At 66.7% G+C, this 22,671-nt stretch carries 23 protein-coding genes and 5 tRNA genes; 7 read left to right on the top strand and 21 right to left on the bottom strand.

Annotated elements, in window-relative coordinates; all coding sequences use genetic code 11:
* Positions 1–40: 40 nt before the first annotated feature.
* Positions 41–1,351 carry a hemolysin family protein gene (locus HH110_RS10415; RefSeq protein WP_176989622.1) on the top strand — a complete coding sequence of 437 codons (1,311 nt, stop codon included), beginning with the start codon at positions 41–43 and terminating at the stop codon, positions 1,349–1,351.
* Positions 1,335–1,991 (top strand): exopolysaccharide biosynthesis protein, encoded by a 657-nt coding sequence (locus HH110_RS10410; protein WP_176989621.1) that lies wholly within the window; start codon positions 1,335–1,337, stop codon positions 1,989–1,991. Before HH110_RS10415 ends, HH110_RS10410 begins: the two co-directional genes overlap by 17 nt.
* Before the next feature lie 106 nt (positions 1,992–2,097).
* Here HH110_RS10410 and HH110_RS10405 read toward each other — a convergent pair whose 3' ends face one another.
* The 4 genes from HH110_RS10405 to HH110_RS10390 form a co-directional block, all read right to left on the bottom strand.
* Positions 2,098–2,607, bottom strand: a complete 510-nt coding sequence (locus HH110_RS10405; RefSeq protein WP_176989620.1) for a pyridoxamine 5'-phosphate oxidase family protein — start codon at positions 2,605–2,607, stop codon at positions 2,098–2,100.
* 97 nt (positions 2,608–2,704) lie between these two features.
* The gene (locus HH110_RS10400; protein WP_176989619.1) at positions 2,705–3,697 is read right to left on the bottom strand and encodes an LLM class flavin-dependent oxidoreductase; all 993 of its coding nucleotides are present in this window, start codon (positions 3,695–3,697) and stop codon (positions 2,705–2,707) included.
* Between the two features lie 138 nt (positions 3,698–3,835).
* Complete coding sequence (locus HH110_RS10395; protein ID WP_176989618.1) at positions 3,836–4,588, bottom strand: sulfurtransferase; 753 nt, start codon at positions 4,586–4,588, stop codon at positions 3,836–3,838.
* 49 nt (positions 4,589–4,637) lie between these two features.
* A complete protein-coding gene (locus tag HH110_RS10390; RefSeq protein WP_176989617.1) occupies positions 4,638–5,003 on the bottom strand; it encodes a DUF6164 family protein in 366 nt (121 codons plus the stop codon).
* A gap of 66 nt (positions 5,004–5,069) precedes the next feature.
* Here HH110_RS10390 and HH110_RS10385 point away from each other — a divergent pair, with 66 nt between their 5' ends.
* A complete protein-coding gene (locus HH110_RS10385) occupies positions 5,070–5,510 on the top strand; it encodes an FKBP-type peptidyl-prolyl cis-trans isomerase (protein WP_176989616.1) in 441 nt (146 codons plus the stop codon).
* 10 nt (positions 5,511–5,520) lie between these two features.
* A complete protein-coding gene (locus tag HH110_RS10380; RefSeq protein WP_176989615.1) occupies positions 5,521–6,768 on the top strand; it encodes a TIGR03862 family flavoprotein in 1,248 nt (415 codons plus the stop codon).
* A gap of 197 nt (positions 6,769–6,965) precedes the next feature.
* On the opposite strand, the gene HH110_RS10375 is transcribed toward HH110_RS10380, so the two are convergent.
* The 8 genes from HH110_RS10375 to HH110_RS10340 all read right to left on the bottom strand — a co-directional run bounded on the left by HH110_RS10375 (position 6,966) and on the right by HH110_RS10340 (position 14,395).
* Positions 6,966–7,415 (bottom strand): GNAT family N-acetyltransferase, encoded by a 450-nt coding sequence (locus HH110_RS10375; protein ID WP_342589238.1) that lies wholly within the window; start codon positions 7,413–7,415, stop codon positions 6,966–6,968.
* Between the two features lie 26 nt (positions 7,416–7,441).
* Positions 7,442–9,064: an FMN-binding glutamate synthase family protein gene (locus HH110_RS10370; RefSeq protein ID WP_176989613.1), complete on the bottom strand. Its 1,623-nt coding sequence runs from the start codon at positions 9,062–9,064 to the stop codon at positions 7,442–7,444.
* Between the two features lie 30 nt (positions 9,065–9,094).
* Positions 9,095–10,381, bottom strand: coding sequence for a nucleotide sugar dehydrogenase (locus tag HH110_RS10365; protein WP_176989612.1), 1,287 nt, complete (start codon positions 10,379–10,381; stop codon positions 9,095–9,097).
* 304 nt (positions 10,382–10,685) lie between these two features.
* Positions 10,686–11,141: a BLUF domain-containing protein gene (locus tag HH110_RS10360; protein WP_176989611.1), complete on the bottom strand. Its 456-nt coding sequence runs from the start codon at positions 11,139–11,141 to the stop codon at positions 10,686–10,688.
* A gap of 75 nt (positions 11,142–11,216) precedes the next feature.
* Positions 11,217–12,254 (bottom strand): TraB/GumN family protein, encoded by a 1,038-nt coding sequence (locus HH110_RS10355; RefSeq protein ID WP_176989610.1) that lies wholly within the window; start codon positions 12,252–12,254, stop codon positions 11,217–11,219.
* Positions 12,255–12,344: 90 nt separating this feature from the next.
* Positions 12,345–12,431, bottom strand: a tRNA-Leu gene (locus HH110_RS10350).
* A gap of 66 nt (positions 12,432–12,497) precedes the next feature.
* Positions 12,498–13,907, bottom strand: a complete 1,410-nt coding sequence (gene hemN / locus HH110_RS10345; protein WP_176989893.1) for an oxygen-independent coproporphyrinogen III oxidase — start codon at positions 13,905–13,907, stop codon at positions 12,498–12,500.
* Positions 13,908–13,951: 44 nt separating this feature from the next.
* On the bottom strand, positions 13,952–14,395 hold the full coding sequence (locus tag HH110_RS10340) for a group III truncated hemoglobin (RefSeq protein ID WP_176989609.1): 444 nt from the start codon (positions 14,393–14,395) through the stop codon (positions 13,952–13,954).
* A 182-nt stretch (positions 14,396–14,577) separates the two neighbouring features.
* Between HH110_RS10340 and HH110_RS10335 the strand changes: the two genes are divergently transcribed.
* Positions 14,578–14,871 carry a hypothetical protein gene (locus HH110_RS10335; RefSeq protein WP_176989608.1) on the top strand — a complete coding sequence of 98 codons (294 nt, stop codon included), beginning with the start codon at positions 14,578–14,580 and terminating at the stop codon, positions 14,869–14,871.
* Positions 14,872–14,873: 2 nt separating this feature from the next.
* On the top strand, positions 14,874–15,965 hold the full coding sequence (locus HH110_RS10330) for a 4Fe-4S dicluster domain-containing protein (RefSeq protein ID WP_176989607.1): 1,092 nt from the start codon (positions 14,874–14,876) through the stop codon (positions 15,963–15,965).
* Between the two features lie 51 nt (positions 15,966–16,016).
* Here the strand turns inward: HH110_RS10330 and HH110_RS10325 are convergent, their stop codons facing one another.
* The 7 genes from HH110_RS10325 to HH110_RS10295 form a co-directional block, all read right to left on the bottom strand.
* Positions 16,017–16,265 (bottom strand): hypothetical protein, encoded by a 249-nt coding sequence (locus HH110_RS10325; RefSeq protein WP_176989606.1) that lies wholly within the window; start codon positions 16,263–16,265, stop codon positions 16,017–16,019.
* Positions 16,266–16,536: 271 nt separating this feature from the next.
* Positions 16,537–16,998, bottom strand: coding sequence for a BLUF domain-containing protein (locus tag HH110_RS10320; RefSeq protein WP_176989605.1), 462 nt, complete (start codon positions 16,996–16,998; stop codon positions 16,537–16,539).
* A 151-nt stretch (positions 16,999–17,149) separates the two neighbouring features.
* Positions 17,150–19,189, bottom strand: coding sequence for an ATP-binding protein (locus HH110_RS10315; protein WP_342589237.1), 2,040 nt, complete (start codon positions 19,187–19,189; stop codon positions 17,150–17,152).
* Between the two features lie 4 nt (positions 19,190–19,193).
* Positions 19,194–20,705, bottom strand: a complete 1,512-nt coding sequence (locus HH110_RS10310) for an ATPase domain-containing protein (protein WP_342589241.1) — start codon at positions 20,703–20,705, stop codon at positions 19,194–19,196.
* A 121-nt stretch (positions 20,706–20,826) separates the two neighbouring features.
* Positions 20,827–20,900: transfer RNA gene (locus HH110_RS10305), tRNA-Cys, on the bottom strand.
* Between the two features lie 77 nt (positions 20,901–20,977).
* A tRNA-Gly gene (locus tag HH110_RS10300) sits at positions 20,978–21,053 on the bottom strand.
* A 146-nt stretch (positions 21,054–21,199) separates the two neighbouring features.
* Positions 21,200–21,275: transfer RNA gene (locus tag HH110_RS10295), tRNA-Gly, on the bottom strand.
* Positions 21,276–21,481: 206 nt separating this feature from the next.
* On the opposite strand from HH110_RS10295, the gene HH110_RS10290 reads away from it, so the two are divergent.
* Positions 21,482–21,826: a hypothetical protein gene (locus HH110_RS10290; RefSeq protein WP_176989602.1), complete on the top strand. Its 345-nt coding sequence runs from the start codon at positions 21,482–21,484 to the stop codon at positions 21,824–21,826.
* Positions 21,827–21,915: 89 nt separating this feature from the next.
* Here the strand turns inward: HH110_RS10290 and HH110_RS10285 are convergent.
* A tRNA-Gly gene (locus HH110_RS10285) sits at positions 21,916–21,991 on the bottom strand.
* Between the two features lie 47 nt (positions 21,992–22,038).
* The gene (gene pgsA / locus HH110_RS10280; RefSeq protein ID WP_176989601.1) at positions 22,039–22,662 is read right to left on the bottom strand and encodes a CDP-diacylglycerol--glycerol-3-phosphate 3-phosphatidyltransferase; all 624 of its coding nucleotides are present in this window, start codon (positions 22,660–22,662) and stop codon (positions 22,039–22,041) included.
* Positions 22,663–22,671 lie beyond the last annotated feature (9 nt).

Here is a 22,671-nt window from a genome sequence, read left to right as displayed (position 1 = left end):
TTGAACACGCCCTCCCTGCCACCAACCGGGGATGCCGCCCGTGTTTGAACTGATTATTGTCCTCGCCCTGATCCTGCTCAACGGCTTCTTCGCCATGTCCGAGATGTCGGTCATGACCTCGCGCAAGAGCCGCCTCAAGCAGATGGCCGGCTCCAGCAAGCGCGCCGAGCGCGCCCTGGCGCTGTCCGAGAAACCCGAGAACTTCCTCTCCACGGTCCAGATCGGGATCACCCTGATCGGCATCCTGACCGGCCTGTTCGGCGGTGAGGCGATCGGCCTGACCATCGCCGAGTGGCTGCAGGGCATGTTCCCGGCCTTTGCTTACTCGGGCGTGGTCGGCAAGACGCTGGCCGTGGCCCTGATCACCTTCCTGACACTGATCTTCGGCGAGCTGGTTCCCAAGCGGCTGGCCCTGACCCGTTCGGAGGACATCGCCGGCCTGGTGGCGCTGCCGATGAGCTGGCTCGCCCGCATCGCCGCGCCCGGCGTCTGGCTACTGTCCCACTCCACCCGGCTGGTGCTGCGCGTGCTCGGTCTGGGCAAGGACGAATCGGCCTCGGTGACGGAAGAAGAGATCCGCATGCTGGTGGCCGAGAGCCACGAGGCCGGCGTGATCGACGCCCACGAGCGCGACATGATGAACCGCGTCATGCGCCTGGGCGACCGCACCGCCGACAGCCTGATGACCCCGCGCAATCGGATCGCCTGGCTGGATACCCAGGCCGATCCGGAGAAGAACATCGCGACCATGCGCGAGAACGAGTTCTCGCGGTACCCGGTGTTCCGCGACAACGACCAGGACATCGTCGGCGTGCTCGAGGTCAAGAGCCTGGTGACCCGCCTGGTGCGCGATGACCATTCGCTGTTCCAGAACCTGCGCGAGCCGCTGTACGTCTCCGAGTCCACCCATGCGATGAAGCTGCTGGAGATCTTCCGCGAGGAACAGCAGTCGATGGCGCTGGTGGTGGACGAGTACGGCGAGATCCAGGGCCTGGTCACGATCAGCGACCTGATGGGCGCGGTGGTTGGCCGCCTGCAGTCGGTGGAGAACGTGGACGAGGACGCGCTGGTGGTGACCCGTGAGGACGGCTCGTTCCTGGTCGACGGTTCGCTGTCGATCGAGGACCTGCGCGAACTGATGGGCAACGCCGAGCTGCCCGATGCCGACGATGGCGACTACTACACGCTGGCCGGCATGTGCATCCACTATTTCGGCCGCATCCCGCATGCGGGCGAGTACTTCGATTGGGCCGGCTGGCGCATCGAGATCGTCGATCTCGACGGTGCCCGGGTCGACAAGCTGCTGCTGCGTACCCTGAGCGAAGACGAGACCGATGACATCACCGGCTGAGCCGACGCCGCCGGACCCGACGCGGCCGCAGTACCGCAACGAGGGTATCCGTACCCTGCTGGCGATGTTCGACCACGGTGACCCGGAGCAACGGCTGCTGCTGGGCCAGATCCTGCAGGACCTGCAGCAGAGTGCGTTCGGTGTGTTCCTGTTCGTCGCGATCCTGCCCGCCTTCATTCCGATCCCCGGGATCGGCGGTGCGGTCAGCGGGCCGCTGGTGGTGCTGATCGGCGCGCAGATGCTGTGCGGCATGCGCCGGCCGTGGCTGCCGGGCTTCATCAGCAGGCGGGGTCCGAAACGCGGAACCATGCATCGTTTCCTGGAGCGGATCGACGGTCCGCTGCGGCGGCTGGACCGCCTGCTCAAGCCGCGGATGCCCGGCCTGCTGGTGCCGCTGCCGGCGCATGCGTTCAGCGGCCTGCTGCTGATCCTGATCGGCGTGCTGTTGTCGCTGCCGATCCCGCTCACCAATTACCTGTTCGGCTTCCAGCTGCTGCTGTTCGCCCTCGCGCTGCTGGAGCGCGATGGCGTGCTGATGCTGCTCAACTGGATCGGCGCCGTGGCCGCCGTGTTGTTCTTCGGCTTCAGTTCGGGGCAACTGGTGGGCTACACGGTGGATCTGTTCCAGCGCTGGTTCTGACGTACTGAAGTACCGACCAACGGTCGGTACCTACCGCATTGCTGAGCAACGGTCGGTACCTGTCGTTGAAGTACCGACCAACGGTCGGTACCTACCGCTGAATTACCTACGCGCTCGGCTTGAGATCCACCGTGCCGGTGTCGGACATCGCGCCCGGATCGTCGGTCACCGCCGACAGCACGAAGTACAGCGCCTTGCCCAGCAGGCCACCGGGACCATCCCAGTACTCGGCCGATTCGGCGCTGACGTGGATCAGGCGCAGGTTCGGGTCGTCCTTGCCGCCGGGGAAGAAGATCTTCATCGCCGGTGACCACAGCTGCTCGATCTTCGCGCGATCATTGACCACGCGGGCCGTACCCGAGACCGAGACATAGGTGTTGCCCGAGGGCGACGCGTAGGCGACGTTGACGCGCGGATTGGCCGCGATCTCGGCGATTTTCGGGCTGTCGGCGCCGGTGGCGAACCACAGGTCGCCATCGAACTCGACTTCCTGCGTGCCCAGCGGTCGACTGAACAACCGGCCGTCCGCGCCGACCGTGGTGAACATCGCGATGTCCACGTCGCGGATCAATCCGGCCAGTTGTTTGATGTGCTGCTGGCGATCGTGTTCGGCCATGAGGTGGCTCCTGTAAGGGGAGCCCCCATCACAGCCGATTGGCGGCTACGGCGACGTGAACCGCGTGGTCACGTGTTCTTCGCATGCAGCGCCGGGGTCAGGCCTGCAACGCGCGCCATGCCTGCATCGCCAGGCCGAACGAACGCTTGCGCGCGGCATGATCGTAGATGTTGGCGGTGACCAGCACTTCGTCCGGCTTGTGCCGCGCCACGAAGGCGGCGAGACCGTCCTGCACCTGCTTCACGTCGCCGACCACCGCACAGGCCAGCGCGCTCTGCACACCGGCCTTTTCGTGCGGCTGCCAGAACGCTTCGATGTCGTCGATCGGCGGCGGAATCAGGCCCGGCAGGCCACGACGCAGATTGACGAAACTCTGCTGCTGGGTGGTGAACAGCCGCTTGGCGTCGGCTTCGGAATCACTGGCGACCAAGTTCAGGCCCAGCACCGCGTACGGCGCCTGCAGATACTGCGAGGCGCGGAACTCGCGACGGTAGACCGCCAACGCTTCGTCCATCGCGTCCGGGGCAAAGTGCGAGGCGAACGCGAACGGCAGCCCCATCGCCGCCGACAGGCGCGCACTGAAGAGACTGGAGCCCAGCAGCCACACCGGCACCGGAATGCCCGCACCGGGCACGGCGCGCACGGCCTGGCCCTTCTGGGCCGGCTCGAAGTAGTGCAGCAGCTCGCGCACGTCCTGCGGGAACTGGTCGGCGCTGTCGAAGTAACGGCGCAGCGCGCGGGCGGTCGGCTGGTCGGTGCCCGGCGCGCGGCCCAGGCCCAGATCGATGCGGTCCGGGTACAGCGAGGCCAGCGTGCCGAACTGCTCGGCCACCTGCAGCGGCGAGTGGTTGGGCAGCATGATGCCGCCGGCGCCGACCCGGATGCGCTGGGTGCCCCCGGCCACATGACCGATCAGCACCGCGGTGGCGGCGCTGGCGATGCCGGGCATGTTGTGGTGCTCGGCCAGCCAATAGCGATGGAAACCCCAGCCTTCGGCGTGCTGGGCCAGGTCCAGCATGTTGGCGAAGGCCTGCGTGGTGTCGCTGCCTTCGCAGACCGGCGCCAGATCAAGAATCGACAGCTGCATCATGAATGCTCGTTCCAACCAGGAGATATCTCACTGAGATGGGGCTGTCCGCGCGGTTTGCCACCGCCCACAAGGCGCGGATGGCAAGACGCTGATTTCCGTCTCGCGACGATTCAGGACAATCAAGGCCGTGAAGACGGCTCAGGCGGCGTCGGCGTCCTGGTCGACCAGCGGTTGCAGAGACGGGTCCAGCGCCACCCGCTCGTCGAACACGAAGCAGCGGCCGTCATAGCCCTCGCCGCCCACGGCCTCGAAATAGCCCAGGATGCCGCCGTCCAGCTGCAGGACGTTGTCCATGCCATCGTTGCGCATCCACAGCGCCGCCTTCTCGCAGCGGATGCCGCCGGTGCAGAAGCTGACCACCGTGCTGTCCTTGAGCGCCTCGCGGTGCGGGGCCAGGGCCTCGGGCAGGTCGGTGAACTTGGTGATCGGCAGCACCAGCGCGTCTTGGAAGGTGCCGTACTCGATTTCCTGGGTGTTGCGGGTGTCCAGCATCACCACCGGCTTGCCCGCGTCATCGTGCCCCTGGCGCAGCCAGCGCTGCACCGTGGCCGGATCGATCGAGGGTGCGCGCGGATAGGCCAGCGGCTGGCCGTCGTCGATGCGGAAACTGATGATCTCCGGCTTGACCTTGGCCTTGAGCCGGGCGAACGGCTGCATGGGGCTGTAGCTGGTCTTCACGCGCAGCCCGGCAAACCGCGGATCCGCCCGCAGCGCGGCGTAGAAGCCGTCGATCCCGGGCTCGGCGCCGGCCAGGAACAGGTTGATGCCCTCGCCCGCCACCAGGATCGTGCCGCGCAGCTGCGCGGCGGTTGCCCGCTCCAGCAGGGTCGCGCACAGCGCGTCCGGGTCGGCGACGGGAGTGAAGTGGTAGGCGGCGGTATTGGCGATCATCCCGCCATTTTAGCCGCTGGGCAGGCGCCGCGCCTGACCCGGCCGGGAATCAGCCGCGCAGCAGCACGAACGGCAGCAGCACCAGCGCGGTCGCGACGGCCATGCCGATCAACACCGCGACCACGAACACCGGGCGGCGCCGGATCAGGCTGCCGAAGGTCTCGGCCGTGCCCTCGCGCAGGGCGGCCTCGCGCTCACCGCGGACGCGTTCGCCGCGCGCCTGCTGGTACTCGGCCATCAGCGCCTTGGCCCGTGGGTGATCCTCGTTGTCGCGGACCCATATCCCGCCAAAGGAGATTCCCCAGGGGCTGGGCTCGGTGCGGTAATGGGCGATGCCCGCCTTGTCCAGCAGGGCGGTGACATCCTGGATTTCATCGTCCGCGACATTGCGCAGGTTGAGCAGCAGTTTCGACATGCGCCCATGATAGCGCCCGGCGATGCGCTACCCTTGCGTCCCCGTTTTTTGGATCCGGAGCCCGCCATGCGCCGTCTGCCGCGTTACCTGCTCGCCCCCCTGATGTTGTCGCTGCTGGCGGCCTGCACCCCGCCCGGCCCGCCGCCCGGTGGCAGCATCGCGCAGTTCGAGAAGATCGACACCCAGCCGGGCACCGGCGCCGAGGCCACGCCGGGCAGCAAGGTCACGGTGCATTACACCGGGTGGATCTACGACGAACGCACCGCGGACAAGCATGGCGACAAGTTCGACAGCTCGGTGGACCGTGGCGAGCCCTTCAGCTTCGATCTCGGCGAAGGCCAGGTCATCAAGGGCTGGGACGAAGGTTTCGCCGGCATGAAGGTGGGCGGCAAGCGCACGCTGATGATTCCCGCCGAGTATGGCTATGGCGCCCGCCGCGCCGGCCCGATCGCACCGAACTCCTCGCTGGTGTTCGATGTCGAGCTGCTCGACGTCAAGCCGCGTTGATCCTGCCTGCATGAGCATTGCCCTGACTACCCCACGCCGGGTCGCGATCATCGGCGGCGGTCCCGCCGGCCTGATGGCGGCGGAAACCGTGCGCGCCGCCGGCCACGTCGTCGACCTGTACGAGGCCAAGGGATCACCCGGCCGCAAGTTCCTGATCGCCGGCAAGGGCGGCCTCAACCTGACCCACTCCGATGCGCGCGACGTGTTCGTCTCGCGTTATCGCGAGCGTGCGGAGGCGGTAGGCGGCTGGCTGGCCGATTTCGATGCCGAGGCGCTGCGCGCCTGGGCGCTGGCATTCGGCGTGGAGACCTACGTGGGCAGTTCGGGGCGCGTGTTCCCGGTCGACCGCAAGGCCGCGCCGCTACTGCGCGGCTGGGTGCGCCGGCTGAAGGAACAGGGTGTGCGCTTTCATGTGCAGCATCGTTGGACCGGTTGGGATGACACGGGCGCGCTGTGTTTCCAGACCCCTGAAGGCGAGACCACCGTGACTGCCGCCGCCGTGGTGTTCGCGCTCGGCGGCGGCAGCTGGCCGGAACTGGGGTCGGATGGCGCGTGGGTCTCTCCCATGACCGCGCGTGGCATCGACATCGCCCCGCTGAAGCCGGCCAACTGCGGCTTCGACATCGGCTGGACGCCCTACTTCAGCGAGCGCCAGGCCGGTGCCCCGCTCAAGCCGGTGGTGGCGCACTGGACCGACCTGCAGGGTCAGCCGCGTTCGCTGCAGGGCGAATGCGTGATCACCGCAACCGGGATCGAAGGCAGCCTGATCTATGCGCTGTCGGCCGATCTGCGCGACAGTCTGGCCCGCGATGGCCGGGTGGACCTGCAGCTGGACCTGTTGCCGGGCCAGACCGAAGCGCAGGTGCTGGAGAAGCTGCAGAAGCCGCGCCAGGGCCGCAGTTTCGGCGAGTTCCTGCGTCGCCAGCTCGGCCTGGGCGGGGTCAAATCCGCTCTGCTGTTCGAGGTGCTGGGCCGCGAGGCCGGGCAGCTGCCGCAGGACCGGATCGCGCACGCGCTCAAGCGCCTGCCGTTGGCACTGCAGGCACCGCGGCCGATCGATGAAGTGATCAGCACCGCCGGTGGGGTGCGGCTGGAGGCGATGGACGCGCAGTTGATGCTGCGCGAGCGCCCCGGCACGTTCTGCGCCGGCGAGATGCTGGACTGGGAAGCGCCGACCGGCGGTTACCTGCTGACGGCGTGCTACGCCAGCGGGCTGCGCGCCGGGCGTGGCGTGGTGGCGTGGCTGGCGCAGGCATAGATCGCGAGGTGCCGGCCAGCGGCCGGCACTACCGACATGTGCCCTGACGGGCGTTCAGTGCGACACGGTGCGCGCGTGGTGCCCGCGGCCAGCCCGCAACGACCAATACGTGCCCTGACGCGCGCTCGGCGCGGCTCAGCGCACCTCGTCGCGCATGCCGCGCGCAGCATCCAGGTAGTGCCGGCCGCTGGCCGGCATCACCGTGTGCGCTGCATGCGCACCGAGGCGAGCGCTACCCCGCTGGGATGCGGATAGCGTTCCTCGCGCAGGGCCTCGAAGCCACAGCGGGTGTAGAACGGCACCGCGTTGAGCGAGGCCGAGAGCACCAGCGGACGCGCCGGATCGGCCAACGCCTCCATCGCCTGCATCAAGGTCAGGCCGATGCCACGGCCACCGCAGTCGGGATCGACGAACAGCGCGTCGATCTCATTGCCGTCCCGATCGATCACCCCATACCCCAGCAGGGCGCCGTCGCTGTCTTCGGCGACCACGCAGCCACCGGCCGCCAGCAGCGCGCGATAGTGCGCCGGCGGTGGCGTGGCCGACCAGGGCGCGATCACCTCCGGCGGATAGGCCGCGCTGCACAGTTCGCGCACGCAGCGCGTGCGAAGCACCCACAGGGTGTCGGCCTCATCGGCACGTCCCACACGCAGTTGAACGGTACGGTCCCCACTCACCGCGATTTGCTCGCACGCAGCGCCTGGATGCGCGCCGGGGGCTGGAAGGAATCGCTGCGCGCATCGGCCCAGTAATCGTGGAAGACGGCATGGTCCGGCACCTTGCGCAGCAGCTCGCCGGGGGCGAGATACCGGTACAGCGATGCCAGCGAACGGATCTCCACCGGCGAGACACGGCGCAGGATGTGCTCCGGCCCCAGCTCCGACGGATCATTGAGGCCGGCCGCGCACAGCAGGTCGCGCAGCGCACGCAGCGTGTTCTCGTGATAGCTGTGCACGCGCGTGGCCTTGTCGGTCGCATCCAGGTGGCGCCAGCGATTCGGGTTCTGCGTGGCGATGCCGGTCGGGCATTTGTCGCTGTGGCAGCTCAGCGACTGGATGCAGCCCAGCGCGAACATGAAACCCCGCCCGGCATTGCACCAGTCCGCGCCCAGCGCGATGGTGCGGGCGATCTCGAACGCGCTGGTCACCTTGCCGGCCGCGCCGAGCCGGATGCGATCGCGCAGGTCCAGCCCGACCAGGGTGTTGTGCACCAGCAGCAGGGCTTCATGCATCGGCACGCCGACATGATCGATGAACTCGGCCGGTGCCGCGCCGGTACCCCCCTCGGCCCCGTCGACCACGATGAAGTCCGGCAACAAGCCGGTCTCCTGCATCGCCTTGGCGATGCCGAACCACTCCCAGGGATGACCGATGGCCAGCTTGAAACCGACCGGCTTGCCGCCGGACAACTCCCGCAGCCGCGCTACGAACTGCAGCAGCTCGACCGGCGTGTTGAACGCACTGTGCTTCGACGGCGAGACGCAATCCACGCCCATCGGCACGCCGCGGGTGATCGAGATTTCCTCGCTGACCTTGGCCGCCGGCAGCACGCCGCCGTGGCCGGGCTTGGCACCCTGCGAGAGCTTGATCTCGATCATCTTGACCTGATCGTGGTTGGCATTGGCGACGAACTTCTCTTCGCTGAAGCCACCCGCATCGTCACGGCAGCCGAAGTAGCCCGAGCCGATTTCCCAGACCAGATCGCCGCCCATCTCACGGTGGTACGGTGAGATCGACCCTTCGCCGGTGTCGTGGTAGAAGCTGCCGCGTCGTGCGCCTTCGTTGAGTGCGCGGATCGCATTGGCCGACAGCGAGCCGAAGCTCATCGCGGAGATGTTGAACACACTGGCCGAATACGGCTTGGCGCAGTTCGGGCCGATCTGGATGCGGAAATCGTGGTGGCCGATCTCGGTCGGCGCGAGCGAATGGTTGATCCATTCGTAGTCCACGGCATAGGTGCTGCGCAGCGTGCCGAACGGCACCACGTCCATTTCATTCTTCGAGCGCTGGTAGATCAGGGCGCGCTGCTGCCGCGAGAACGGCACGTCCTCCAGATCGCTCTGCACGAAATACTGGCGGATCTCCGGGCCGATCGATTCCAGCCCGTAGCGGAAGTGCGCCAGCACCGGGTAGTTGCGCCGCAGCGTGCTGCGTTTCTGTAGCAGATCCCAGGTGCCCAGCACCGCCAGTGCGGCCGTCACCCCCACGCCCCAGTACCAGGCGGGCCAGATCGTGGCCAACCACAGGCAGACCGGAAACAGCAGGATGGCGAGCAGATACGCGAGATAGCGATGCATGGCTTTCCTCAATCAATAGCTGCCCCGAGTCTACAGGCGGTCGTCCACCACTTCCCGGGGCCATACGGATTTGACGTCGTACACCACGCCACCGGGCGTGAGCAGCGCGCGCACCTGCGCCGCGTCGAAAGCGCGGAAACGATCATGCGCCACCGCCAGCACCACGGCGTCATAGCCGGCCGCCGCCGGTGCCTCGACCCAGTGCACCCCCGCATCGGCGAGCGCGGCCGGCCCGACCCACGGGTCCTGCACGTCCACCCGCGCGCCACTGGCCTGCAGCCGCTGCGCCAGCTCCAGCGCACGGCTGTTGCGCAGGTCCGGGCAGTTCTCCTTGAAGGTCACGCCCAGCACCAGCACGCGCGCCTGTGCGACGGCGATGCTGCGCGAGGCCAGCAGCGCCAGCACCCGCTGTGCGACGTGCTCGCCGACACGGTTGTTGACCTGGCGCGCGGTGTGGATCAGATCGGGGTGATACCCCACGCTCTCGGACTTGTGCAGCAGGTAATACGGGTCCACGCCGATGCAGTGGCCACCGACCAGGCCGGGGCGGAACGGCAGGAAGTTCCACTTGCTGCCGGCGGCGTCCAGCACATCCTGGGTGTCGATGCCGAGCCGGTCGAAGATCAGCGCCAGCTCGTTGACCAAGGCGATGTTGACGTCGCGCTGGATGTTCTCGATCACCTTGGCCGCTTCGGCCACGCGGATCGAGGGCGCCGGCCAGGTGCCGGCGGTGATGATGCCCTTGTACAGCGCGTCGACCACGGCGGCGACCTCGGGCGTCGAGCCGGAGGTGATCTTGCGGATATCCGGCAGCCGGCGTTCGCGGTCGCCCGGATTGATCCGCTCGGGGCTGTAGCCGCAGTAGAAATCGACGTTGAAGCGCAGTCCCGATCCTGCTTCCAGCAGCGGCACGCACACTTCTTCGGTGGTGCCGGGATAGACCGTGGATTCGTAGATCACGATATCGCCGGGCGTGAGCAGGCCGGCGATCAGGGTGCTGGCACTGCGCAACGGCGCCAGGTCGGGCTGCTCGTGCGCGTCGATCGGGGTCGGCACGGTGACGATGTATACATTGCACTCGGCCAGATCCGACGGATCGGCGGTGTAACGCGCGTGCACCGCGGCGGCGAGTTCGTCCGCCTCCAGTTCCAGGGTGTGGTCCACCCCACGCTGCAGTTCCGCCACGCGCGCGTGGTCGATGTCGTAGCCGATCGTGGCGTGTTTTCCGCCGAAGGTCACCGTCAACGGCAGCCCGACGTAGCCGAGCCCGATGACGCCGATGCGCGGGGCGAGCGCGGCGGAGATGGCCTGCGTCATCGAGCGGCTCCGCACCGCGGAACCGGGCCGGCCATCAGGCGGGGCATCATCAGGGAATACGTCATGCGCTACGGAACCGGGGGTGCAGGTGATGCAAGCCTAACGCGCCGGACCCTGCCCCACAAAGAACAAAGCCGCCGCCCGCGGAGAGTACGGACGACGGCCAAAGGAATAATGGTCCAGCTGCGGTTACTACCCTTTCAGACAGCCTCCAAGGGCAAACCCCGCAAGACTGGTCACAGCTGGTAGAAACATACTAGGCGCTGAGCCGTGATCATTCTGTTACGGCCAGCGTTGTTTTGCGTTACGACCCCAGCGTCACTGCCGCCGGTTCCAGTTCTCCGGAGACACCGGTCCAGGCAGCGAGCAGACATCCGAACCCCGCCAGCGTGTCGCCGCCAGCCGCAGGTCGCGACTGGAATCCCTGCCACGGCGCGTCGGCGATGCGCGCCAGTGCCGACGGGTCGCCCGCTGCCGATGCCATCGTCCAGCGAGGGAAATGGCGGGTGTCCACCGGACCACGCGCGAGTTCGCGAAGATTCGTATGGATGCGCGCGTTGAATACGCGCTGGAACACCGAGTCGACGCCGTCCTCCGGCCCTTCGAAGTACTGCAGGAAGCGCTGGCCGTCGAACATCAGCACGCCGGTCACGCCCGCCACTTTGTTGAATCCCACTGCTGCCTGCAGAATCTGATCGATATCAGACGTTTCGATTCCTTCGATAGCGTCGCTGACATAAGCGACCGCATGCAGCGGCATGAAATATTTCCTTGATGAACTTGAGCTGACTATGCCACGAAGCATTCGCACTGGGTAGACGCCCTGACATCGCGCTCATTCCGGCACCAGGACCTCGTAGCCCCGGGCCCGCAGTTGATCGGCATAGCCACCGGGCGTGACCATTGACGTCACCGGGACGGTGGCGAAGGTCACCGCATTGCGACGCAGCGCATCGCTGGCCATGTCCATGCATTTGCGGTGCGCCTGGGCATCGACGTCGGCCAGCCCGCGCCGCCGCCCGAACTCGCTGGTCGCCACCGCATCCACGCAGGCCAGGTACTGCCCTTTCACCGCCAGGCTCTCCAGCGCCGCGATGTCGCCAACCGACCAGGCATTGGCCCGCTCGGCCAGCAGCGGCAGGCCATGTTCGACCACGTCCAGCGTGCGACGGAAGCACTCCACGTCCTGCAGTGCGGTGCCGCGTACTTCCTTGAGCGCTTGCCGCGGGTCGGCGATCTTGATCGTCACCCGCGTCGATACCGCTGTGAGGCCGTGGGCCTTGCTGGCCTTCTCCACCACCTTGGACACCGGCGAGGAATGCCCCAGGCCGACATCCTTGAGGGCGGCCGCATACAGCTCCCCTGCGGCGACCAGCGGCCGGTCCTTCTCGATACCCTTATCGCGTCCGATGTGACGCTGCTTGAGTACCTCCCAGCGCGCGTAGAGATCGGGTGGCAGGCGCTCGCGCAGCGTGCGCCCGTCCGGGTCACGCGCGGCCTTCATCGCCGAGGGCAGCAGGGTCAGTCCGCGGAAGAAACCCACATCGGCGTCCAGCGTCCAGCCGGGTGAGCCAAGCACCTCCTGCGCGCTGGCGATCACGGCCCGCACCTCGTCGGCGCGCCATTCCAGCTTGGCGGGCAGCGGCGACACGGTACCGAGGATCCACAGGGTGTGGCCCTGCGCGTCGCGGACCTGCCACATGCCGGGCCCGGGCTGCTCGCCCGAGACCAGCACCGGCGCGAGGTCGATCACCTCGCCCGCAGCTTCCTTCGGCGCCGGCGGCAGCGTCGGATCCTGGGCGTGGGCGGCGCCGCCAAGCAGCAGCGCGACGCTCCACACCAGTGCTTTCCCTGCACATATTGCGTTTGCCATGAGGCCTGTCCGGAGAGCGTTGCTGCGCAGCCTACGGTGGCGCGCGTCCGGCTGCGTAAAGTTTGCGTTGCGCGCGATCCCAAGAAGCCTTGGTGCCCGGGGCCGGAATCGAACCGGCATGGGGTTGCCCCCGGCGGATTTTAAGTCCGATGCGTCTACCAGTTTCGCCACCCGGGCAACGGCGCGCATAGGGTGCCTGATCACGCCGGGTTTTGGAATGCACGCGCGCCGATGCGCCCCTGCTCAGATCGCGCGCGAGTACCGCACCGGCTGGTCCGGCTGGGCCAGATAGCGGTCGAAACACATCGCCAGCAGCCGCAGCAGCGGACGTCCACGCTCAGTGACCCGCACCACGCCCTGCGTGTACTCGGCCAGGCCGTCGGCCTGCAGTGCGGCCAGCGCGCGCAGCCCGTCGGCGAAATACGTCTCGAAGTCCACCCCGTGCCGTGCCGCAAACGCCCTGCCATCCACGTCGCCCTGGCACATCAGCTGGCCGATCAGCTCGGCACGCAGCACGTCGTCCGGGTCCAGCGCCAGGCCGCGCCAGACCGGCAGCCGCCCCGCATCCACCGCCGCTTCCCAGGCCGGCAGCTCGCGCGGATTCTGACTGTAGGTGTTGCCGATGTGGCTGATCGCGCTGGCGCCAAGGCCGACCAGATCGGTATCGGAATGCGTGGTGTAGCCCATGAAGTTGCGGTGCAGTTGACCCGCCCGTTGTGCGCGCGAGAGGTCTTCCTCCGGCAGCGCGAAGTGGTCCATGCCGATGTACTGATACCCCGCCTCGGAGAGCCGTTGCACCGCCAGGCCGAGCAGGGCGAGTTTCTGTTCGGGGCTGGGCAGATCCGCATCGGCGATCTGGCGCTGCGCGCGGAACAGATGTGGCAGGTGCGCGTAGCCATACACGGCCAGGCGATCCGGCCGCTCGCGCAACACCGTTTCCAGCGTCTGCGCGAACCCGGCCAGCGTCTGTTTCGGCAGCCCATAGATCAGATCGACATTGACCGAGCGCAACCCGTACTCGCGGCAGGCACGCAGGATATCCAGCGTGGCTTCCACGCCCTGCTCGCGGTTGATCGCCTTCTGCACATCGGGATCGAAGTCCTGCACGCCCAGGCTGGCGCGATTGAAGCCCAGTTCGGCCAGTACCGCGATGTCGGCGCGCGTAACGAAGCGCGGATCGAGCTCGATGGAAAAGTCGCGCGAGGCCGCCGTGCTCAGCGTGAAGCGCTGGCGCAGCCCCTCGATCAGCTCGCGCATCTGTGCCGGCGCGAGGAAGTTCGGCGTGCCGCCGCCGAGGTGCAGCTGGATCACCTCCCGCGCCGGATCGAACTGCGGCGCCATCAGATCCGCCTCGCTCAGCACCCGCGCGACATAGGCGATGCCCTTGCCATGATCACGGGTGATGACCCGGTTGCAACCGCAGTAAAAGCACGGGCTGCTGCAGTACGGCACGTGGACGTACAGCGACAACGGTCGCCCGAGCCGGTTGCTGTCCACGATGGCGCCGCGCAGGGCCGATTCATCGTAGCCGTCATGGAAGTGCGGCGCGGTCGGATAGGAGGTGTAGCGCGGGCCGGGCCGATCATGGCGGCGCAGCAGCTCGGGGTCGAAGTGCCAGGCGAGACCGGCGGCGGCAGGCGAGAAGGTATCCATGTCGCCAGCGTGCGCGTACATGGGCGCGCGCGCATTGCGTCAGATCAATTCAGGCCCGGGCGCCCCGCCATCGGCAGGCTGGGCCAGCGCAGCATCTGGAAGCGGCGCCAGAACGTATCGGCGATGCGCTCGGCGACATCATCGGCCAGCCGCTGCATCGGCAGGTTGCCGCATTCGGCAGTGGTCTGACGGAACAGCGCCAGCCAGCGGTCGAAAAGATCGCGGTCGAGCTCGTCCATGGCCATGTGCTTGGGCATCGGCGCGCCTTTGAAGCGACGCGTGCCACGCAGCATCGCCGACCAGAAATCGACCAGCTGGGCCAGGTGCGCATCCCAGTCGTGGATCCGTGCCGCGAACACCGGCGCCAGGCGCGGCTCCTCGCGCACTCGCGCGTAGAAGTCGTGCACCAGGCGGGTGACCTCGTCCTCGCTGCACAGGTCCAGCGCCGGGAGCGGCAGCGTGTTGTCGGTGGGATCGGCCATGAACATCCTCGGGCGGCAACGCCCAGCATCGTCGGCAGGGTCCGCCTCTGCCTTGATCAGGATCAATGAAGCCGGTGGCGAAGCCTTCTAGTCTGGGAGCTCGACAGGAAGCGCGCACCCGCGATCCCGGCCCCCGGTCGGCGCGAAGTATAGCCGTGCCCTGCCCCCTCCTCCTGAGCGTGGCCGCAATGAACGACCTGCACGACCCGCCCGACGGCAGCCGCCGACGGCTGATCCAGCAATGGGGCGCCATCCTGTGGCCCAGCTTCGTCGCCGCCGGCCTGGCCAGCGTGGTGTTCTTCGCCTTCGTCGACCCATTGCGCCTGCGCGACATCAGCTTCCCGCAGCATGAGATCAGCCGCGAGCTCGGCTATACGCTGGGCTTTTTCATGTTCTGGGCGGTCACCGCCGCCGCCAGTGCGATCACCGGATACCTGCTGCGGCCGATGCCCGACGACGACGACGATCTGCCGCTGGGGTGACCATGTCCAATCGCCTGACCCTGCACCTGGTCGATACCCCGCCGGCCTCCCCGCCAGCACAGCCGCACACGCCGCTGCGCTGGCGTCCGCTGTTGTCCGCGCTGCTGCTGGCCGGGTTCTACGCGCTGCCGTGGCTGCGCTGGGACGGCCGCCAGGCGCTGCTGTTCGACCTGACCGCGCGCCGCTTCGATCTGTTCGGCTGGACGCTCTGGCCGCAGGACGTGGGTCTGCTGTTGGGGCTGGCCGCCGTGCTCGGCACCGCGCTGGTACTGGTCACCAACCTGGCCGGGCGGGTGTGGTGCGGCTACGGCTGCCCACAGACCCTGTGGAGCCGGCTGTTCCGCTGGATCGAACAGGGCATTGCGCGCCGGGTGCCGGCCGCGGGTGCGGCGCGCGCCATCAAGCACCTGGCGTGGATGCTGGTGGCGGCATGGACCGGTATCACCTTCGTCGGCTTCTTCAGTCCGATCCACGGGCTGGTCGCCACGTCATGGCCGCCGCTGTGGAGCGGATGGGAAACCTTCTGGATCGTGTTCTATGCGGCGGCCACTTGGGGCAATGCCGGTTTCCTGCGCGAGCATGTCTGCCGCGAGCTGTGCCCGTATGCGCGCATCCACGGCATGTTCTGCGACGGCGACACCCCGCGGGTGCATTACCACGCGCGCCGCGGCGAACCACGTGGAGCGCGCGTGCCGGGGTTGGGCGGTGTCGAGGCGCGTGGCCGCGGGCTGCTCGACCCCACCAGCGCCAGCGATTACGCCTTCCGCGCCGCGCATGAAGACATCGCCGGCCCGATGCCGCGTTTCAGCGCCGACCGCCTGGGGGATTGCCTGGATTGCGGCGCCTGTGTCCGCGTCTGTCCGATGGCGCTGGACGTGCGTGCCGGGCCACACGCGGACTGCATCGGCTGTGGCGACTGCCAGGATGCCTGCGATGCACGGATGCGCGCGGCGCAGTTCCCGATCGGCCTGATCCGGTACACCAGCACGGCGGCCATGCAGCAACGTCCCGCGCGCTGGCTGCGCCCGCGCACGCTCGCCGCGGCCGGCACGCTGCTGGCGCTGTTGGGTATCGGTCTTCATCACGTGTCGTAGCGCCGCGCTGGCGGTGTTTCCCCTGCTGATTCCCGCTCCCCCGACCCGGTCTCAGCGTGCGCGTGCCCGCGCAGTGCGCGGCGGCACCAACTGCGCCCGCCGCACGATCCCCAACTGTTCGATGATCAACGCCAGCTCATTGGTGACACGGGTTCGCGCGGTGCCCTGCGCCGGTGGGACCAGGCGCTCGAGCACGCGCTGGTAGGTGGACCAGAATTCCGGGCCGCAGCCATGTTTCACGTAGCTGGCTTCCAGCTCGGTTCGCACTCCGTCAGCCAAGTCATGTTCGCCGTATTCCATACGACCTCCGTGGGACTTGCTTGCTTCAGGGACGACAAAACCCCCTCAGGGGTGGATTCACTTCGGGTTCACCTAAAATTTGCACGGTCGTTGCATTAAGTCAATTACCCGCCCGGCAAACGCAGACGCCATGATGAACCGTTCATAATGCGCCCCGCCCGCATCTGCATCATGCAGCTGCGGTATTGACAGCAATATGTCAGTGGCGGCCCCGCGGATAATCGGTGACCGTCCGGCCTCACTCCCCCGGAAAACTTCACGGGAGGCACGCTCACTCGGCGGACGAGCGGGTTTCCTGGACCCCGGCGCGCTCGGGCAGGTGCGGTGCGACGAACCGCATGAGACGCTCCATTGCACTGTCCACCGGCGGGCCGCCCAGGCTGCGATCGGCAAACGCCTCCCAGTCACCGGCCGACAACTCCGCGATCAGGGTCGGTTCCACGCCCAGCCAGCGCATGCTCCAGTACGGAAAATAACGCTGCGGCACGCGTGCATGGCCAAGTTTGTGGATGGCCCGATGGCTGCGCGCCTGCAGCACGCGCTCATGCACCGCAGACACGCCATCATCCGGACCTTCGAAATACTGCAGGAACCGACTGCCATCGCAGAGCAGCACACCGGTGACCCCAGCCAGGCTGTTGAAGCGGATGGCATCTTCGACAAGAGCATCGAGATGCGCCGCAGACAACGGACCCGCAACGTCGCTGACATACGCGATCGCGCACAGGGGCATGGGTAAACTCCGACAATTTCAAACCACTATGCTGGCACTTTCAGGTATCTAAATAAAGCGCTTGCCTGAAGCGTTCAGACCCTGCGTAAAACGAAGGTATTCAGCCGTTTTCTCTTTCGCTGGGCTGTCGCGTGCGCTGGCCACACACGACTTACGGACGCGGGGCAATCGAACTGCGGACCGCCTCACTGAAGGCATCGAGCAGGAACGGTTTGGCGATCATCGCCATGCCGTTCTCGAGAAACGCCGAACGTTCCTGCGCTTTCTCCGCGTAGCCCGTCATGAACAGCACCGGCAACGACGGGCGCGACTGCCGCGCGATTTCCGCCAGTTGTCGTCCGTTGAGGCCCGGCAGCCCGACATCGGTGATCAGGAGGTCGATTTTCTTCGACGACCCCAGGATCGGGATGGCGCCGTCGGCATCGCCGACCACCTCCGCGGTGTACCCGAGATCCTCCAGCACCACGGTCACCAGCATGCGCACCTGCTCGTCATCCTCCACCACCAGGATCGACTGCCCGGCGCCGAGCGACACCGGCGGCGCGTTGGGGGCGTCGTCGTGTTCGGTGACCTCGTGGACCACCGGCATGAACAGCGACACCGTGGTGCCCTGCCCCGGGACGGAGTCGACGGTGATATGGCCGCCGGACTGCTGCATGAAGCCGTAGACCATCGACAGGCCCAGCCCCGTTCCCTTGCCGATCGGCTTGGTGGTAAAGAACGGCTCGAAGATGCGCTCCACCACTTCCGGGGGCATGCCGGTACCGGAATCGGCGACGGACACCACGGCGTACTCGCCGGTCGGAATGGTCGGCAACTCGCCGTCGGCGACGTGGATGTGCAACGTGCGCAGCTGCAACTCGCCGCCATCGGGCATCGCGTCACGCGCATTGATGGCCAGATTCAGCAGCGCGCTTTCGAACTGGTTGCTGTCCAGGTTCGCGCGCAGCGGCGTCTCGCTGATGGCCATCTGGATGCGGATCGTTTCACCCAGGGTACTGCGCAGCAAGTGCTGCACCGAACCGACCAGCTCGTTGATTTCCACCGTCCTGGAATCCAGCGATTGCCGGCGCGAGAATGCCAGCAGCCGCTGGGTGAGCGCCGCCGCACGCTGGCTGGAGGCGGTCGCCGCATCCAGGAAGCGCTCCAGCCCATCCATGCGCCCCATGTCCAGGCGCATGCGTACGATATCCAGCGAGGACAGGATGCCGGTCAGCATGTTGTTGAAGTCGTGCGCGATACCGCCGGTCAACTGCCCGATCGCGTCCATTTTCTGCGACTGGCGCAGGGCGGCTTCACTGGCCTCGCGCGCGGCCATCTGGCGCTCCAGTTCGGCGGTGCGCTCGGCCACCATCGCCTCGAGGTCCAGCGCGTGCTGTTGGCTGGTCTCCAGGGCCAGTTTGGACGCGGTGATATCGGTGACGAACACATGGAAACCGTCCGGCGCGCCTTCCGCATTGAAACGCGGCGAGTAGCGGATTTCACTGTCGCGTCGGCGGCCGTCACTGAACGGCCAGTTGGCTTCGAACACGATGTGTTCTCCCGCCAGCGCGCGCTCGATCAGCGGCCGGCGGCTGGTCCACACGTCCTGCCCGAACACCTCCGGCACGCGCTTGCCGATCACCTCCGCTACCGGCCGCTCGAACCAGGCCTCATAGGCCTTGTTCGCGAAGCGGTAGTACAGGTCGCGGTCGATGAAGGCGATAAGCACCGGCATGGCATCGGCCACCAGGCGCAGTTCGGCTTCGCTGCGCTCCAGTGCGGCGCGCCCGTCGGCCAGGGCGCGCATCTGGTCACGCACCAGGAACTGCTTGTCGCGCGCCCTCAGCGCACTCTGCACCGAACTGAGCAGCGAGCTGCGCCCCAACGGCCGATCCAGCTCGATGATGTTGATCGCCAGCGGCAGGCCGGGACCCGCCAACGGGCGCTTCTGCGAACGCGGCGAGCGCAACAGGATGAAGGGGATGTCCGACCAGGAGGGCTGCCGGGCCAAGGGCTCCAACAGGGCACCCGCGCCTTTGGCTACCGCCTCCTCGGTGACGACCACCGCGCCGACGTCATCATCGAGTGCGTCGGCCAGCCGCGCCAGGCTGTCATGGACCGTGGTTGTCAGCCCGGAGGCATCGAGCACGGAGGCGATGCTCTGCGCATCGTGCCCGAACGGCGCAAAGATGTGGACGGCGCCGGACACGCCCTCATTCTGCACGGGCAAGACCAAGCAGATGCGCCGTGTCGCCCACGAACTCCGGCGTGCCGGTCAGGATGCCCTTGAATTCGTCGAGGGGCGCACTGAGCGAAATGCCCTTGCCGTCGATCTTCAACTCCCGGATCGTGTTCTCGTGCGCACCACCGCGGTTCTTGATGACCGAGATCGCCTTGCGGATGCGGCCCTGCGATTCGAAGAAACGGAACAGCACGACCGAGTCGGCGATGTAGGAGACATCGAGGTTGCCCGTCGACATCGTTCCGACCAGGCCATGTTGCGGATTGATCAGGACGGTCACGACGCCCTTCTGGTTGAGGTAGGAGAGCATCTCGTGCAGCTGCAGCATGAGCTGCTTTTCCTGCGGCATCGCGGTGACATAGCCGTTGAGGCTGTCGATCACCAGCACGCGACACTGCCTCTCCTCGACCGCACGCCGCATGTTCCAGGCGAACTCGCCGGGCGAGATTTCCGCCGGATCGACCTGCTGGATTTCCAGCAGTCCCGACTCGAGATGCTTGCTGAGATCAATGTCCAGCAACTCCGCGCGGGCCAGCAGGGTGCCGATGCGTTCATCGAACTCGAAGATGCAGCAGTGCTCGCCGCGCTCGCAGGCAGCCCAGACATACTGCAGCGCCACGTTGGTCTTGCCGCTGCCGGCCGGGCCGGTCAGCAGGGTGCTGGTACCCCGCAGCGGGCCACCTCCGAGCAGGCTGTCGATTCCGGCCACGCCACTGCTGATGGGCGTCCCCAGGAACTTCGCGTGGTGGTCGGAGGCGATCAATCGCGGGAACACCTCCAGGCCGCCTTCGCGGATGACCATGTCATGGTAGCCGGCGGTGAAGTTCACCCCGCGCAGTTTCTGCACGTGCATCCGGCGACGTGCCGGACCGAAATCCAGCGTCAAGCGCTCCAGCGACACCACGCCATGACACAGGCTGTGCAGCTGGCCATCGCGCTCTTCACCGGAAGCGGTCATGTCATCGACCAGCACCACCGTCGCGCTCTTCGGCGCGAAGAACTGCTTCAGCGAGAGAATCTGGCGCCGGTAACGCAGCGGATCCTGCGCCAGCAGCCGCAGTTCGGACAATGAATCGAAGACCACACGGTGCGGTTTGATGCGCTCGACCTCACCCAGGATCAGCTTGACCGTTTCGTCCAGCTCCACCTCCCAGGGATGCAGCACGGACTGCATGCGGCCGTCGCCGAGGGCCTCTTCGGCCGAGGCGAGCTCGAACAGCTCCAGCCCCTCCAGCGACCAGCCGTGGGCATGCGCGACTTCGCGCAGTTCGTCAGCCGTTTCCGAGAGCGTGATGTACAGGCAGCGCTCTCCCTTGCTCAATCCATGCAGCAGGAACTGCAGGGACAGTGTGGTCTTGCCCGATCCGGGGGGCCCCTCGAGCAGATACAACCGCCCCTGGGGGAAGCCTCCGCCCAGAATGCTGTCGAGCCCTTCGATCCCGGTCGCTACGCGCGCTTTTTGTGTCTGCATAAGGCTGCCAATGTGGACGGCCGCAGCATACGAAGCCCACTGTGTAGGCCCCGTCGGCTCTCGCGCCCGAAACTGAATGGAGCCCCCACAACGCACAAAGCCCGCTTTCGCGGGCTCTGGGCTTGTTTCTATTTGGAGGCCTGGGTCGGAATTGAACCGGCGTACGCGGATTTGCAGTCCGCTGCATGACCACTCTGCCACCAGGCCGGTGACCCTACGATCATCGAAGGCGTGTTGCGTGCCCCGATAAAACAAGACCCCGAGAACGGGGCCTGGTCAGGATTTGGAGCGGGAAACGAGACTCGAACTCGCGACCTCAACCTTGGCAAGGTTGCGCTCTACCAACTGAGCTATTCCCGCAAAATCAAGCGTGCATGTTACCGAAACCACTCGAAACACGCCAGCTTTTTCACACCTTTTTTCACATCCCGGTCGATGCTGCCGGACCGGATGCCCGCGTGCCACCGCGGAGAAAAACAAGGCCCCAAGGGGGCCCTGTCGAAATCTGGAGCGGGAAACGAGACTCGAACTCGCGACCTCAACCTTGGCAAGGTTGCGCTCTACCAACTGAGCTATTCCCGCAGACTTTCGCTTGCCCCGACCGCACCGCACCCTGGGGCGCTGGAGGCTGTCGGCCCCTCGACCTGCGTCGAAGGAGCGCTATTCTGTCGGAATTCCTTCACGTCGTCAACATCCTTTTCGCCGCATTTCCGTGCGTTGCGCCGGGCCGCCCCGGGGCGCTTGCCGGGCTTGCCCTGCCCCTCCCCGGTCAATCCATGAATCACCGCATGCCACGCCCTCTCCGCATTGCCAGCCTCGCCATCGCCGCCCTGATCGGCGCCCTCGCCATCGTCGGCGCGACCACCCACGTCTTCTCCAATGCCTGGATGATGCTGACCGACAGGAGCAACGTGATCCCGGCCGAATCCTCGATCCTCTCGTTCGAGCCCTACGTCATCAACCCGGGCTCATCGAACTATTGGCTGTACGGCAAGGACCGCACGAACTATTACCACTTCGTGCACACGGAGCAGGCGCTCTACGTGTACCTGCCCATCGAAAACAGCTGTCCCGGGTTCGACCGCGGGAACATCCGCACGTGGTGCAACGTCCGGATCGGAACGCGCCACTGACCGCAGACACGCGCATACGAAAAAAGCGACCCGGAAGGTCGCTTTTTTCGGCGTTTCCGTTCGCGACGGATCGCGATGGAAACAGTATCTGGAGCGGGAAACGAGACTCGAACTCGCGACCTCAACCTTGGCAAGGTTGCGCTCTACCAACTGAGCTATTCCCGCTTGGGAGGCGAAATTCTACAGCCAAATGCGGGGCTGTCAACAGCCCTTTACGCATTCTTTTTCGCCTTGGCGCTCTCACGCGCGAGGCGCTCGTCTTCGCGCAGGCTCGGCCAGGCCGCGTGCAGGTACTGCAGGCCCGACCACAGCGTCAGGATCGAGGCGATCGCCAGGGTCCAGTCGCCGATATGGAAGACCTGGATGCCCATCCAGATGTCCTGCATCGGGGTGTGCGGTGCGACCGAATACAGCAGGCACAGCAGCGCGACCATCTGCGCGGTGGTTTTCACCTTGCCGATCACGGCCACGCGCACCTTGGCGCGCTGGCCGATTTCCGCCATCCATTCGCGCAGTGCGGAGACGGCGATTTCACGGCCGACGATCACCGCCGCCCAGACCGCCATCCACGCCGTGGGATGGCCCTGCACGATCAGGAACAGCGCCACCGCCACCATCAGCTTGTCCGCGACCGGATCCAGGAACGCGCCGAACGCGGACTGCAGGTCATAGCGGCGGGCGATCCAGCCGTCGAGCCAGTCGGTGAGCGCGGCCAGGCCGAAGATCGCCGCGGAGGCGAAATTCGTCCACTTGTAGGGGAGATAGAACACCAGCACCAGCACGGGGATCATCACGATCCGCAGCAGGGTCAGCCAGGTGGGGAGGGTCAACTTCATTGCGTCTCT

The organism is Stenotrophomonas sp. SAM-B, from assembly GCF_013387485.1.
Lineage (GTDB): Bacteria > Pseudomonadota > Gammaproteobacteria > Xanthomonadales > Xanthomonadaceae > Stenotrophomonas > Stenotrophomonas maltophilia_AA.
The sequence above is the reverse complement of the archived record's forward strand: the minus strand, read 5'-3'. Positions and strand labels throughout refer to the sequence as shown.